The organism is Vibrio salinus, from assembly GCF_021272385.1.
GTDB lineage: Bacteria > Pseudomonadota > Gammaproteobacteria > Enterobacterales > Vibrionaceae > Vibrio > Vibrio salinus.
The window spans coordinates 1,019,818-1,033,757 of the sequence record NZ_JAJSDZ010000005.1; the positions used below are offsets into that span (position 1 = coordinate 1,019,818).

A 13,940-nucleotide genomic window follows, 5' to 3' on the forward strand; every position below is an offset into this window, starting at 1 on the left:
GTTAAATAAGTCCGGATAAATACTCAACTAATTGTTCACGCTCTGGAGTTTCAAGCCCCACAGGACTTTCTAAGCTACGATAATTTTCTAATAATTGCTTCAATTCCTGCTCATTTGTTGCTATGTATAATCCTTTAACTCCTTCAAATGAGCTTACGGTGTCTAACTGATGGTCATTTCGGTGTTCGCCGAATTTAGCCATTCTTGGAAACAGTATGATCGTCTTTTTTAATCTTAAACAATTGATAATTGTTCCCATACCAGCATGAGAAATAACGACCTCTGCTTGATTAAATAAATTATCTAAATCATCAGGTGGGTAAAAATTTTGAGATGAAATCGCTCCTGGAATATATGTACAATCTCCAATTTGAGCCTTAATATTCAGTTGTAATTCTTTTGCTAAAGAATCGACGATCTTAGTTAAACGTAAAAATGGCAACTGAGTTCCAACTGTTAAAAAAATCATAATTAAATCACTCTTCCTTGATATTCCAGCCCATTTTTTTCTGCAACATTTTTCCATTGAGATAATACTTTTATTCCAAATTTACGAGCAATTTTTCCTGATAAGGATAATTTCTTCGAATTTGCAATACTATCGATCCAAACGGATTTCGTTCCAGTTATTTTTGCCATAAATGCAAATATCAATCCTGGAGCCGCTCCCGTTGTTACAACTAAATCAGGCTTTTCAGACATTAATATTTTTATAGCACTAATAGACACAAAACCAGCTTTATACGCATCGGTACGACTAAAATCTCTTATCTGATAATATTTTTCACAATGCATAAATGATGGAGATTTGTCATATGTACCAACAACGATACGCTGGTTACCAAGCATTTTTTCCGCAATCAAACTCAATTGGACAAAATGTCCCCCGGGAGAAGCCACTAATAATATTTTACTCATTGCTATCGGTTACATTTGTAATTGTTAAGGATCTTAATTCAACACCCATATTGGTATCGATCGTTTTATCTCGATATATTCCCATCTTAAAATAATGGAAATAATCATTTAGCATTATCTGATCGGAAAAGCTAAACTTATGCACAGTTCCATCGATAGTACAGCTGCCTTTTACCGAACCTTCACTCTCGTACAACCAGTGAATTGTATTATTACACTGAACTTCAGAACCTGGGTTTACATCGAATACATGCTCCTGATTTTCAGAGTGAAGCACCAATTTCAGACCATTGTCATAGCGTAGCTGATAAGACAATGGAGGTGAATGTTTACCAAAAGTAGACCATGTTTCACCTTTATTTGGATTTGGTTGGTCATGCCATTGAGCTATAATAACCCAATCTCCATCCCATGCCTGATAATAACCACTACTATCCATCAACGCCAAATCAAAATCGTATTCAACAGTATCACCAACATCATAGGAAGTATTAAAATCAATTTCAGAACGTTCTCCATTAAAAATATAGGAGTTGTCTCCATTTAAAACGATTCGAACACTGTTATCTCCGATATTAATTGCTCTTTTTTGAGATTCAATATAAATATCACTGTACGACTGATTAAAGCTAAGAGCATCTTTAACTTTCGAAGCCTTCACTTCATCGGAACAATCAGCATAGACAGACAAAGAAAAAAACAAAGTAATATAAGCAATAACCGGAAACTTATTTCTACTAATCATGGTAATTACCTTTTCAGCTAATCATTTAGTTGTAAATAAACTCTATCTTCGGAATAATTGCAGACACATCATACTCAGCATCATATAACGCTTTAGCATTGCTTGATATCAACGTTAAGTCAGCATTATGTAATGCTTTATCCACAACTTGCTTTATACAATCTACATCGCCAGGCGTAACGATAAATCCGGTATTATCGTCTATGATGACTTCAGGAATTCCTCCGACCGGTGTTGAAATAACGGGTAGACAAGATGCCATCGCTTCAAGAATCACAACAGGTAACCCTTCATTGTAAGATGGTAATATCAATAGCTGACTTTGTGCCATTAACTCCGCTTTTCTGGTTTTATCAACCCAACCATGAAACTGAATCTGCTCACGCACGCCCTGCTCATCAACAGCTTTCCAGAATGCATCGACATCACCGCCACCGCCAACATTCAAAGTAACATCTGGCATCTCCTTCAATACTTTCAGTAAATCAAAAATACCCTTTCGTTCAATTAAAGCTCCTAAAAAAAGCAACTGCATCGGCTGTTTTTTTATATCAGGGATAGGTTCTATTACAGCAAAATTAGGAATAACCAAGACATTATCCTGTTTTTTCCCATCGAATATCGACTCAATATAAGCCTGCCAAGAGTTGGACAAAACAACGAAATAATCACAACCCGATATCAGTTTCCTAATTTTGTTCTGAACGCTATCAGTCTGACTTCGATAAAATTTTTTAAACTCTGAACCATGCAGGTGAATAATAACTTTTTTAGAAAATGCTTTAGCTATTTTTAAATAAACATACTTTCGCCAGAAACTTCCGCGATATGACATATGTAAATGGAAACAAATATTGCTAAAAAAGAGAGAATAAAATAAAACAATAAAAACGCCCCACACTGACAAGAATAAATCTTTCGTTTTCCCTTTTCCTGAATGGGTGATAAAGCGTTTAAATGTATGATTCTCAGAAGCATTAACCTCAATATTTTTAATAACAGAGTCAATACCGCCTTGTTGACCAGTACCTAAAACAATAATTTTCATTTTATACCTTAGGATTAATAATAAGATTCGATGAACCATTATACGATAATATTTTTGCCGGGTTTCCAGCAACAACAGCATTGTCCGGAATATTTTTAGTTACAACTGAATTAGCTCCAACAACAACATTATTTCCTATAATAATACCTCCCAATATACATGCACCGCTTCCAATATAAACATTATTTCCTACAGTGGGAAATTCACCTGATTTACCTGCTATTGTTACATTATGGACGATGGTAACATTGGAACCTAGTTTTACTTTTGGACCCCATGTTGTTCCAAATACATGATGAATTCTAAACCCCTCTCCTATATTACTTTTAAAATTAACATCTGTATTATAAATAACCTTCGCTATTTTATAGAGAATTAATGTTAGAACATTTAACAAAGGAACACTATTAGTTCCTTTACACAATCGTAAAATAAAGGAAAATCTAAACCCTTTGTTTTTAATCAAACAATTTACAAAGGATAAAAAACTTATTTTTCCTTCCCATCGATAAACATCAGAATAAATCAACTTCCACATAACTCTTCCTTCAAATGATTAAATAATGATTATCAATCTTATCGTAAAGAGTTTTTAATTAGTGAGATATGAAAAAAATTAACCTAAAAATTTCATTATTTTTACAAAGGGCAATCTATTAAAATAGATGACAGAAGCCAAACTTAAAAATCTATTTTAATAGGATATGAAATTAGCTCGAAAGACCCTTTATATGAGATGATCTTAGCTGGATTTCCAATAACTATAGCATTATCTGGAATATCCTTTGTTACAACACAATTAGCACCTATGACAACATTATTTCCTATTGATATATTTCCTAAAAGAGTAGAGCCTGGTCCTAAATATACATTATCGCCAATGGTCGGCCACATTCCATCGATATTACCAATTGTAACATTATGAGCTAGAGTTAAATTTATTCCAGATATCACATCAGGTCCCCAAACAGTACCTATAACATGATGAATTTTAATTCCAGGAGCGATATTGGCTCGAAAATCAATATCACTTGAATATATTATTTTAAAAATCTTATATAGAATTCGTGAAATATAATTTAAAAAAAATATTTTTTTTGTACTTTTAGCCAAACGCATAAAAAAAACAAATCTAAAGCCTCGATAGCTAACGAGGGCAAGAAAAACATCAATCAGACGTGTATTAGCTCTCCATCTATATACATCTAACTTTATAACTCTCCACATAAAAAACCTATTTTATATTTACAATTTTAAAAATAATGAAAAGTATCTATCAGCTACAATATTTTCCGAAAAATCTTCTGCTCGTTTGAGTCTTATTGATCTAGAGCAGCTAGGAGAAATTATTTCTGAACAAATAGCCTCAGATAACAAAATATGATCTCCCACTGGAACCAATCTCCCATATTTTCCGGATTCCAGAATTTCTCTTGGACCACTTCGGCAATCTGTAGAGACAACAGGTAACCCAAAAGCTAACGCTTCTACAATTACATTGCCAAATCCTTCCCATGCAGATGACAAGACAAAAAGGTCCGCCTGAGAATAAAAACTAACAACATTGTTACTGAACCCTGCAAAATCTACTCTATCAGAAATATCTAACTCATTAACTAAACAAGATAGTTTTGCCATTTCAGTCTTATCATGGGTTCCACCCAATATGGTCAAAGAAGCTCTGACAGATCTATTTTTTAATTCTGCAACAGCTTTAAGTAACGTTGTATAGTCTTTTTGAGGAGTAACTCGCCCAACAGCTAATAATTTAAATTTTTCGGAAGAAGTTGCCGATTTTTTAGAAATATCACAGCTGTTTTTTGCCTGAAAGCGAATGGGATTATGAATAAACGTGCATTTTCCAGGTTGTTTAACAAGAGGAATTAAATCACTCATAACACCTTCAGAAACAGCCACAACTTTGTCAGCTAACGGATACAAATACTTAACGATAGCCGTTACTTTTTTCTTAGTAAATTGAGATTTAGAGGAAAAATGCTCAACAATTGAGGCATGCTCACTCACTACAACCTTTGCCTTTGTACGTGCTAACTTCGCCGAAAGAATACAAGCTGCATTGGTATCAGGATATGCAGAGAGAATTAAGTCAGGATTAAACCCCTGAATTACTTTTTTAAACTTCAGGACACTCAGAAAAGTACGGTTACATTCAAGACTTTTCACAGGAATATTTAACTCCTGCAAAGTTTCGTAACTTGCCCCCACACTTTTGTCTGTAACAAAAAGGATCTGATGCTCTTTCAACCACTGCTTAGCTAATGAAATGAAAACCTGTTCAGCCCCACCAAATCCCATATAGGAAATGCGAAAAATAATCTTCATGATTTTTTCAACTTGTATGCTAAATAGTATATAAAAGGTAAAACGCCGACCAAAAATTTTCTCTTTGTAATTTTTCCTGTTCGAAACAACTTTACCCAATTGAATAATCCAATTTTTTTCTTCCACATTATCCAACTAAATTTAATTATATTTAGATTTCGTTTAGCTGCAGAATGATACATATAAAATAAATGTGCTTTAATACAAAGCAAGGTAAGTAAATTGGGAATATTTTTGTTACTTAGAAATGTGTTGATATGATTACAATCGCTGAGTGTCACTTTTGATATTGCACTAACTTCACCGATCTGATAGAAGTACAAGCTTTTTTTTGAGGAAAAAACATATTTTGCATTTTCATATAAACCATACAGATAAATAAGATCTTCACAATAACGAATACCGACAGGAAATTGTATTGATCTAGCCAGGTCAGACTTAATCAACCTACACATAACCAGCCAAACAAAAGCCTGACAGGCATTATCGAGCGCCTCTTTCGATGAATACAACCCTTCCTTTGAAGTTGTTACTTGTCCATGCTCAACAATATTGTTGACATTATTCTTATAAGCTTCAAACTTATACTCTATAATGTCAGCTTGAGGATTATCTTGAGCAAGTTCAAATAACGAGTCTAAATAAGTATCACATACAAGATCATCAGCATCACAAAAGGTAATGTATTTTCCCGATGCCGCGTTTAATCCTGTATTTCGGGCCATACTTACACCACCATTCTTTTGGCGAATGCATTTTATCTTTCCGCTAACAATTTCTTGTAAAAAATGAGATTCAATCATATCATTGACAGGCTCATCAGAACCATCATCAATAATAACTATCTCATAATAATAATGTCCATTTGCACTAGACAATATCGAATCAACAGTAGCACACAGGCTAGAACCAGCATTGTATGCCGGAATTATAACACTAATCTCCATGAACGGCCTTAACGGGTTTATTCAAAACAAAAAATAAAGTTTTCTTAGTAGAACTTATAGGGTTTGTCAATAGTGACCATAGCTCCTCTATCACTACATAAACAAAAATTCGAGTATTTCGAAACAGCAAATAAGACAATAAATCAGCAATAGCATATGAGGCAACGGAAACAATAGCGATCGCAATAAGGCCATAGCATTGGATAAAAATAACAGAACAGGATAAAGAGACAAAAGAAGCTATAATCGTTTTAATTAACTCAATATTCGACCAGCCCTGTATAATTAAAACTCTTGAGAAAAAAGCGCCAAAATAAGCAAAGAGCAACTTCCAAACAACTATTTTCAATATAATTCCAGATTCGATATATTTGTTCCCATACAAAATTGAAATGACATAGTCTCCAAAAAAGTATGTAAATACACCACCCAAAATACCGAAGATAAGCATTAAACGAATAATATTTCGAAAGACATTTCCACCTAAGCCATTCTTATCAATCTCGTGATTCAATTTATTGAAAAATGAAAACACAAAAATATGACCAATAAACACAACCTGAGTAACAAGTTTTACTGCCGCCCCATAAATACCAACATCTTTTGCGGATAAAAATTCCTCTATAATAATAGAATCAAAATACATAAACAAAGGTAACAAAATAGAAGAAAACAAGACAAAACGAGATTCTTTAAACAGATAAACACATTTTAATAAAACATTTTTAAAATAAATATTATCATTGTATTTTTTATTTATTGAAAAAAAAGCAAACAGCAAAATCACTTGTGACACAGCAGAGTAGATAAAGAGATATAAAGCTGCATAATAAAAGTTAAGTTTAAAATGTAATACAACTAAAATATAAGCCAATGCAACCAATCTCGACAGCAGTGTTGATAATGATAAATATTTTGGATTCTCGGTTGCCTGAAGAAACAACCGCACTATGGTAGACTTCCCGAAATAAGCCGCAGAGCAAGCTGATAATATAAGTGGTAAAATCAATTCTCTAGGTGTATCACTAAAAAAATAGACCCATGAAGTTACCGAAACAATAAAAAAAATCCCACCAATACCACGAATAAATGACACAGCAACAAAGACTAATCTTTTATTATCATCTTTAATAAAATCTCGCATTACTACATTGTCCATCCCTAATATAAAAATGAAGGAAAGAACACTAGCCACAGCTTGAACATAAGAAAGATGCCCCATATTTTCAGGACCATAAAATCTAGCAACAAACACAGTACTGAATAAACCAAAGACAATCCCTCCAAGATTATCTAAAGCAAATAACATTATCTTTTTTATATTATTCATATTTTTTATCAATATCTATAAGAACTTTTGCTTTCAATAATAGATAAGCAAAAATAAAGTTAAACCAACTAAAGCTTGCGGCTAATAAAAAAGTTGTTTCTGTAATATTATTAATTACAGAAAAAGTTCCAACACAAAACCCCAGCCAAGTATATTTATCAGCTTTCCCCAATGTAATTATATGAATATAAGTTTTAAAAAAATCAATAATCACAAAAACAAATAATCCAAACCCTACAGCCCCAATAGCTATAAATATATCAACATATCCACCATCTGAAGCAGCCAACTTATCAACCCACTCTATCGAATATTTGGCCAACTCAGTTTCCTGAATTAAATTATTATCACCTAAGCCCCAAACAGAGGCATATCCCATTCCATACAGTAGATGTCCGAAAGACTGATTCAGCATAACAAGCCATAATCTTCCCCTACCTGTCAACCAGTCATCCTGTAAATGTGTATACAAAAAACTAAAAATAAAGTCATGATTAGTAATAATAAGAATTGGTAAGATAATTGCGGCTACCCAAAATAATAAACGTATAGGGAAAAAAAAAGTCAGCCGGGCTTTATCAGAAAAATATTTGCTTCCATTATTCAGAAAAAAAGACACACCAAGTATTAATATTGTTGTTGCTATTGACGTTTTTGATAAAGTCATAAGAAGTAGAAAAAAAACACAACACAACATAGAAACACGAATAAAATCCCAGCGATTAATGGAAAATATGTAATAAAAAATCATCATTCCAATAATAGGACCAAGATTATTTTTATTAGCAAATGCACCAGAGATTTCTAAGATACGTCCATGAGCCAAATCATTTTTTAAAACTAAAGTAAAAGTAAGAACAACCCAAAAAACACTTAAAATTCTTATCGATTTTACATTATCAACACTTAAAAAAGTCGCAATAAAAAAAACAACATAAAGATAAAGAAGTAATTGCCAAACCAGCTCATAGAGAGTTTTTCCAGGCCATTGAGACCAAAATGAAGAAATAAAACACCAACAAAAAACAAACAAAAGAGGTAGTGATTTTTTAATTAAATCATATGAAAATTGAATTTTAATTTTTTTATTAGCACAAAAGCAACCTAAAACAATAAAAAAGAAAAATAGAATTGGACGTTTTAAAAGGCCATTTGAAAGTGTTAGCATTAGTACCGTCGATATAATGATACTTTCTTGAATAAACAGTTTTGATATTTTCATAAAATAGACTTAATTGTTTTTTCTTCGTTCTGATAATTGAAATAAAATTTGATATAAAATAAAAGAACAAACCATTCCAAAGCAATCAACTAAAAAGTCCATTAATGATGGCTTCCTAGACTGAAAAAAACATTGTATAAGCTCATCGGTGCCAAACACCCAAATCAATGAAATAAATCTAATAGTAAATAATCCCCAGATTTTTCTATAACTCGACACCATGGAAGTAAAGCCAAGGATAAAAGCCAAATAAAAATGTAGGTGTTTATCACCACCAACGTAGCATTCAACGATTAAAATGTCAGTTGTACGAATTTCCAAACTTTTCATTATTGATAAAGCCGCAATAAAAAGAAGGATCAAAAGAAAGTAAACATGACCCTGCTTAACTTTTTGACCAGCTATTATCATGATTTAGACTTATAGTTTCCGCATGTCCAAAGAGGAATATGGGCCAATATAGCGACACTACACATCCGCTCTTTATTCGGAGAGAACTTAAAAATCTCATTCAACCTCCAATTTTTAATTCCATACTTATCGTGTTCAGTAATGAATTTTAATGCTATTTTTTTTTGCTCAATGTTCAGTTTATCCCAATGTGAAAACAAAATTTTTATTGACGTTTCTGCTGTATCCTTTTCAAAGGGGCCAAATTGATAAACAGATCTTAAGACTGTATAAACATCTTTTAAAGAGTCGCCCCGGTAATCCATAAGATCAGCCTTTTGAGAATAAGCATCAGGAAACAAAGGCCGGAGACGAATCGAAGAATCCAGATACTGAATAGAAGAATTTAATAAATTCTTACGTTCATGTTCTGATTCTATAGTCAAAGATTCTAAATAGCTAACATATGATGCATCAATTAAGTAATCGGGATTGTTTTTTTTCCAATATAACATCCCGTTAGAGGCCTTTTTTATCTCTTCAATATTTTTGATGCCTAATTTTTCACTATTTATTGAAAGTAATTCATTTGACAAAACATTATGATATAAATTTCCCATTATTGAACAATAAGCAAAGCCAATAATAAAAAAAGACAGCATTACTATAGCTACAGAAAAAACTATTCGGCGAAAGACCATTATTAATTAACCAAAATATTATTATATATTTCAACTTTCCTGATAAGCACCATAATAATTACCATATGAGTAATTTTCACGAGCTGCTTTGAAACTAATTTTATTCACCACAATTCCTTCCAGTTTTATTTCATGATTTGTCAATTTAGAAATAGTATTATTAATTATAGGTTGTTTAGTAGAATTAGCTTTAACAACAACAACCATTGAATCAACCAATTTACCAATAATCAATGAATCACTTACAGGTAATGTGGGGGGGGTATCTATAATGATTTTTTCAAACTTATTATCAAGTAATTCAAACAATTCGACTATTTTCTTTGAACTTAATAATTCTTGTGGACTAGATGTTAACATACCGGCAGGAAGAACGTTCAAACCGGATGTTTCATCTACATAGATGCATTCATCAATAGGCTTATTCATCAATAAATGGTTCGTTAACCCCTGATGATATTTTTTCAAACCAAATCGTTCAGCAACCGCTGGCTTACGGAGGTCTAAATCAACCAGTAACACATTTTCGACTTTAGCAAATGACATGGCCACATTAACGGCCACCGTTGTTTTTCCTTCTTCAGGTAAAGACGAAGTAACAGCAATACGCTTTGTTCCTCCTTCATTTAGCTGACTAACCATCAAAGATGTACGTATAGAGCGGATTGATTCACTAAATGCTATCTCTTTATCACTAAAAAAAAGTTTATTATCAATTGGTACCTTTTTGTATTTCTTGTCTTTCACAACAGGAATGCCACCAATGGGAATCAAACCAAACTTATCCTCAAAATCACTAACAGACTCAATAGTGCTTTTTAATAAATCAACGATAAAAACAAAAGTAACAGCAAGAAAGATACTTGCAATAAACGCCCCGATAACAATCAATTTTCGCTTTGGAGAACTCGGCAACTGAGGAACAAGAGCCTGATCAGTAAAACGAGCATTAGCCGCATCATAATTACTTGTTGCTGTGGTTTCTTTCTGGCGAGTCAGGAAAAGATTAAGAATTTCTCGGTTTGTATCTACTTCGCGCTGTAAGGCATCATATCTACTTTTCTTAACCGTTAATTCCTGAAATTTGGCTTTTTGTTTTTGTATCTCAGCTTGTAATAATCTTTCTTGTTGTTTAGTCGCCTGCAACTCCTTACCAAAACCTTTAACCAGCTTACGGGTTATCTCCTCAGCCTGTTTTTCTATGGATTTCAGTTTCGCGTTTGCAGCAATCATTTTGTCATGCTTAGGACCATAGCGCTTACTGAGTTCATTAACATCATTTTGGGCTTCTAGCTCTGCATTTCGAATATCAATGACTTGTGGATGCTGAGAAATTGCGGGTATCGCCGATAGCGAAGCAACATCTGTCACATTACCTGATGTAAGTGCATCATATGCGGATTCAATTCTAATCCGGCCATCCCGAACCTGAGCAAGACGGGTGGTTAAACTGGTAAGCTGCTGATTTGCCAAAGCTTCAATACCACTATCTGTGGGATTAATTAATTTTTCTTTCACTAAAAAATCTGACAATGCTTTTTCAGAATCCGATAATTGTTGTCTTAGTTCACCAAGACGGCTTGTAATCCAACTTGATGCATATTTAGTAACAGATAGCCGGGCATCTAAATTACTTTCTATGTAAGCAACTCCAATTGCATTTGCTACTTTTGCCGCTAGTTGAGGATCTTCAGAAGTAAAACTAATATTAACTAATTGTGTCTTTATGATAGGATCAATACTCAAATTATTTTTAAATAACTTTAAAACTATCTGTCTGGTTGCTTCATCAGAGCCAGCTTTCTGATCTGACTCAGACTTAAAAAATGATGAAATAAACTTATTCTCTTTTAAAGATTGTAAAATACTTTTCTCAGAGTCAATACTGGGGTTAAACTCTTTAAAATCATCAATACCTAATTTATCAATGACAGCCTGAGCGATTTGATTAGAACGCAAAATTTCAAATTGAGTTTGGAAATAATCTTTCTGATTAGCATCAATACCGACAACATCATCAATGGAAACCGCTTTTTTTTCCTGCGCTTCAATCAACAAAGTCGCTGTCGCTGTATATTTAGATGGCATTGATAATGCTATTAGCACTGTAATTCCAGTTACCAATATCGCAAAAATTATAATTGCCAGCCATTTACGTTTAATCAAATCTATATAATGGCTAATATCAATTAGCTCACTTGATTTATTATTGTCATCAGATGGTAGTTTCATCACTTTTACCTTATACAAAATTCATCATATGGAAACGTATTACCAGAAAGAACTAACTACATAAATCGTATCGCCAGGATGTACGATATCGTTCAAATCAACTTCTTCTTTATTTTTTAATAATTCTTTGATTTGTTCATCAGTCATACCATCTGTCTCATTTTCTCTGGTCAAATAAATTCCCTTTGTTTTTCTGTACTTAGCTAAAAATCCACCAGCTAATGCAATTGCTTTCTGCACTGTTAATCCTGGCTGATATTCATATCCGCCAGGTGCGTTAACAACGCCATTCACATAAATATTCCGATATTTCACCATATTAATGGTTACCTTAGGATCAACTAAGTAATCTCCTTTTAGTCCTTTGGTAATCATATTTCTTACCTGGCTTAACGTTTTTCCTTTCAGATCAATTGTCCCTAAATATGGGTAATCAATTTTTTCACTACTATCTATTATTAACTGGTCATACGATAAATCAGGTTCTCCATATACGGATATTTTAATTTCGTCACCCGCACCTAAACGATACCCCGCAGCAAATGAGCTAACAGAACAGACTAAACCCGCCATTAGCAGTAAAAATTTAAAAATATGATTTTTCATCTCAGAAACTCGAATAAATAAATAAAAGGGTGAATACGTTTTTATCGTTGGTATCAATATGCTGTTTTTCCTACAAATCCTTTAAACACAGTCAAAAATACAATCTTAATATCAAGCCATAATGACCAGTTCTGGATATAAACCAGATCATATTCAACACGTTTTTCCATTTTATCCAATGTATCCGTTTCTCCCCGGTACCCATTAATCTGAGCCCACCCGGTAATTCCCGGTTTGACATGATGGCGAAGCATATATTTATCAATTAACCCCCGATATTGCTCGTTATGAGCAACAGCATGAGGTCTGGGACCTACTATCGACATTTGCCCTGTAATCACATTAATAAACTGAGGAAGTTCGTCCAGTGATGTTCGACGAATAAAAGAACCAAATGGCGTTATACGAGGATCATTTTTCGTTGCTTGTTTTACGACCGGTCCATTATCCATCGCTCGCATAGAGCGAAATTTCCATACTTTAATGGCTTTACCATCCAATCCATAACGCTCTTGCTTGAAAATAACCGGGCCAGGAGAAGAAAGTTTAACGCCCAAAGCCACAAACAATAAAACTGGACTAATAAGAAGAGTAATAATAGAAGCAAGAATGATGTCTTCAATTCGTTTCACCAATGACGTGAAACCATAGAAAGGTGTATCATACACACTAAGAGTCATAACATTACCTACTGATTTAAAACGACTTTGCATCAAATCAAAGGTAAAAAAATCTGGAACGACATGGACATGAGCATTCGCGTCAGAAAAAGCATTTAAGATTTGTTTTATCCTTTTCGATGCTTCCATGGGTAAAGCGATATACACATTTTGAATGGTATGGCTTTTTGCTAAATTAATTGCATCATCAATATTACCTCTCATTGCCGCAGGTAACATAAGCCCTATTCGGTCAATTGACCGGTCATCATAAATTCCGACTAACACATTCCGTTTATCTTTTGTCTTTTTAAGCTCATTAGCCAATTGTAATCCTGCTTTAGTCGCCCCTATTATTATCGTTTTCTTTTTATAATTATTCGGTGTTTTTAGCAGTCCCAACAACCCGGTACATCCCCAACGCCAACTCAATAAAACAAAAGGTACAGTAACAAACCAACAGGATAAAACGACTCGTGAATATTCATCGGTCACCTTCAGAACAAATCCGATCATTAGTCCAATAATGATACTGGCCAGCCATGATGTACAAATGAGGGAAAAGGTTTTCCTTAACGACGAATAGCGTAACGGTCTGTAAATCCCCAGAATTTCTGACGTTAAAAAGTAAGAAATAAGGAAAATACCCAGGATAGATTGGTAATGAGAATTAAACTGACCGACGTACCCTTCTGCAATAGCGAAAAGGCAACTAGCAATTAAGAAAAGATCAAAAATCTTAAAAGCAACTGACGATTCTTCACCATAATATTTTATTCGACTACCATATGCCATCTTT

Annotated in this window: 15 protein-coding genes; all 15 read right to left on the reverse strand. The window is 33.5% G+C overall.

Going from position 1 to position 13,940, the window contains the following annotated elements; translation table 11 throughout:
• Position 1 precedes the first annotated feature (1 nt).
• Positions 2-469 (reverse strand): glycosyltransferase, encoded by a 468-nt coding sequence (locus tag LRQ06_RS04805; protein WP_232765289.1) that lies wholly within the window; start codon positions 467-469, stop codon positions 2-4.
• A 2-nt stretch (positions 470-471) separates the two neighbouring features.
• Positions 472-918, reverse strand: a complete 447-nt coding sequence (locus LRQ06_RS04810; RefSeq protein ID WP_232765290.1) for a glycosyltransferase family protein — start codon at positions 916-918, stop codon at positions 472-474.
• On the reverse strand, positions 911-1,663 hold the full coding sequence (locus LRQ06_RS04815) for a heparin lyase I family protein (RefSeq protein WP_232765291.1): 753 nt from the start codon (positions 1,661-1,663) through the stop codon (positions 911-913). Before LRQ06_RS04815 ends, LRQ06_RS04810 begins: the two co-directional genes overlap by 8 nt.
• Positions 1,664-1,688: 25 nt before the next feature.
• Positions 1,689-2,711: a glycosyltransferase family 4 protein gene (locus tag LRQ06_RS04820; protein ID WP_232765292.1), complete on the reverse strand. Its 1,023-nt coding sequence runs from the start codon at positions 2,709-2,711 to the stop codon at positions 1,689-1,691.
• Between the two features lies 1 nt (position 2,712).
• Complete coding sequence (locus LRQ06_RS04825) at positions 2,713-3,249, reverse strand: serine O-acetyltransferase (RefSeq protein WP_232765293.1); 537 nt, start codon at positions 3,247-3,249, stop codon at positions 2,713-2,715.
• A gap of 143 nt (positions 3,250-3,392) precedes the next feature.
• A complete protein-coding gene (locus LRQ06_RS04830; protein ID WP_232765294.1) occupies positions 3,393-3,938 on the reverse strand; it encodes a serine O-acetyltransferase in 546 nt (181 codons plus the stop codon).
• 18 nt (positions 3,939-3,956) lie between these two features.
• Positions 3,957-5,054 carry a glycosyltransferase gene (locus tag LRQ06_RS04835; RefSeq protein ID WP_232765295.1) on the reverse strand — a complete coding sequence of 366 codons (1,098 nt, stop codon included), beginning with the start codon at positions 5,052-5,054 and terminating at the stop codon, positions 3,957-3,959.
• Positions 5,051-6,001 (reverse strand): glycosyltransferase family A protein, encoded by a 951-nt coding sequence (locus LRQ06_RS04840; RefSeq protein ID WP_232765296.1) that lies wholly within the window; start codon positions 5,999-6,001, stop codon positions 5,051-5,053. Before LRQ06_RS04840 ends, LRQ06_RS04835 begins: the two co-directional genes overlap by 4 nt.
• Entirely contained in the window at positions 5,991-7,331 is a 1,341-nt protein-coding gene (locus tag LRQ06_RS04845) for an oligosaccharide flippase family protein (RefSeq protein ID WP_232765297.1), read from the reverse strand. Before LRQ06_RS04845 ends, LRQ06_RS04840 begins: the two co-directional genes overlap by 11 nt.
• Complete coding sequence (locus tag LRQ06_RS04850; RefSeq protein WP_232765298.1) at positions 7,324-8,553, reverse strand: O-antigen ligase family protein; 1,230 nt, start codon at positions 8,551-8,553, stop codon at positions 7,324-7,326. The genes LRQ06_RS04845 and LRQ06_RS04850 overlap by 8 nt, the downstream gene beginning before the upstream one ends.
• A 9-nt stretch (positions 8,554-8,562) precedes the next feature.
• Positions 8,563-8,964 (reverse strand): VanZ family protein, encoded by a 402-nt coding sequence (locus LRQ06_RS04855; protein ID WP_232765299.1) that lies wholly within the window; start codon positions 8,962-8,964, stop codon positions 8,563-8,565.
• Entirely contained in the window at positions 8,961-9,605 is a 645-nt protein-coding gene (locus LRQ06_RS04860; protein WP_232765300.1) for a hypothetical protein, read from the reverse strand. The genes LRQ06_RS04855 and LRQ06_RS04860 overlap by 4 nt, the downstream gene beginning before the upstream one ends.
• 69 nt (positions 9,606-9,674) lie before the next feature.
• Positions 9,675-11,876: a GumC family protein gene (locus LRQ06_RS04865; protein WP_232765301.1), complete on the reverse strand. Its 2,202-nt coding sequence runs from the start codon at positions 11,874-11,876 to the stop codon at positions 9,675-9,677.
• A 39-nt stretch (positions 11,877-11,915) separates the two neighbouring features.
• Entirely contained in the window at positions 11,916-12,482 is a 567-nt protein-coding gene (locus tag LRQ06_RS04870) for a polysaccharide biosynthesis/export family protein (protein WP_232765302.1), read from the reverse strand.
• 53 nt (positions 12,483-12,535) lie between these two features.
• The gene (locus LRQ06_RS04875; protein ID WP_232765303.1) at positions 12,536-13,936 is read right to left on the reverse strand and encodes an undecaprenyl-phosphate glucose phosphotransferase; all 1,401 of its coding nucleotides are present in this window, start codon (positions 13,934-13,936) and stop codon (positions 12,536-12,538) included.
• Positions 13,937-13,940 lie beyond the last annotated feature (4 nt).

What these genes read in the sequence shown, in the direction of transcription:
- LRQ06_RS04805 (WP_232765289.1), bottom strand. Translation starts at nt 469, where the DNA reads ATGATTTTTTTAACAGTTGGAACTCAGTTGCCATTTTTACGTTTAACT.
- LRQ06_RS04810 (WP_232765290.1), bottom strand. Translation starts at nt 918, where the DNA reads ATGAGTAAAATATTATTAGTGGCTTCTCCCGGGGGACATTTTGTCCAA.
- LRQ06_RS04815 (WP_232765291.1), bottom strand. Translation starts at nt 1,663, where the DNA reads ATGATTAGTAGAAATAAGTTTCCGGTTATTGCTTATATTACTTTGTTT.
- LRQ06_RS04820 (WP_232765292.1), bottom strand. Translation starts at nt 2,711, where the DNA reads ATGAAAATTATTGTTTTAGGTACTGGTCAACAAGGCGGTATTGACTCT.
- LRQ06_RS04825 (WP_232765293.1), bottom strand. Translation starts at nt 3,249, where the DNA reads ATGTGGAAGTTGATTTATTCTGATGTTTATCGATGGGAAGGAAAAATA.
- LRQ06_RS04830 (WP_232765294.1), bottom strand. Translation starts at nt 3,938, where the DNA reads ATGTGGAGAGTTATAAAGTTAGATGTATATAGATGGAGAGCTAATACA.
- LRQ06_RS04835 (WP_232765295.1), bottom strand. Translation starts at nt 5,054, where the DNA reads ATGAAGATTATTTTTCGCATTTCCTATATGGGATTTGGTGGGGCTGAA.
- LRQ06_RS04840 (WP_232765296.1), bottom strand. Translation starts at nt 6,001, where the DNA reads ATGGAGATTAGTGTTATAATTCCGGCATACAATGCTGGTTCTAGCCTG.
- LRQ06_RS04845 (WP_232765297.1), bottom strand. Translation starts at nt 7,331, where the DNA reads ATGAATAATATAAAAAAGATAATGTTATTTGCTTTAGATAATCTTGGA.
- LRQ06_RS04850 (WP_232765298.1), bottom strand. Translation starts at nt 8,553, where the DNA reads ATGAAAATATCAAAACTGTTTATTCAAGAAAGTATCATTATATCGACG.
- LRQ06_RS04855 (WP_232765299.1), bottom strand. Translation starts at nt 8,964, where the DNA reads ATGATAATAGCTGGTCAAAAAGTTAAGCAGGGTCATGTTTACTTTCTT.
- LRQ06_RS04860 (WP_232765300.1), bottom strand. Translation starts at nt 9,605, where the DNA reads ATGCTGTCTTTTTTTATTATTGGCTTTGCTTATTGTTCAATAATGGGA.
- LRQ06_RS04865 (WP_232765301.1), bottom strand. Translation starts at nt 11,876, where the DNA reads ATGAAACTACCATCTGATGACAATAATAAATCAAGTGAGCTAATTGAT.
- LRQ06_RS04870 (WP_232765302.1), bottom strand. Translation starts at nt 12,482, where the DNA reads ATGAAAAATCATATTTTTAAATTTTTACTGCTAATGGCGGGTTTAGTC.
- LRQ06_RS04875 (WP_232765303.1), bottom strand. Translation starts at nt 13,936, where the DNA reads ATGGCATATGGTAGTCGAATAAAATATTATGGTGAAGAATCGTCAGTT.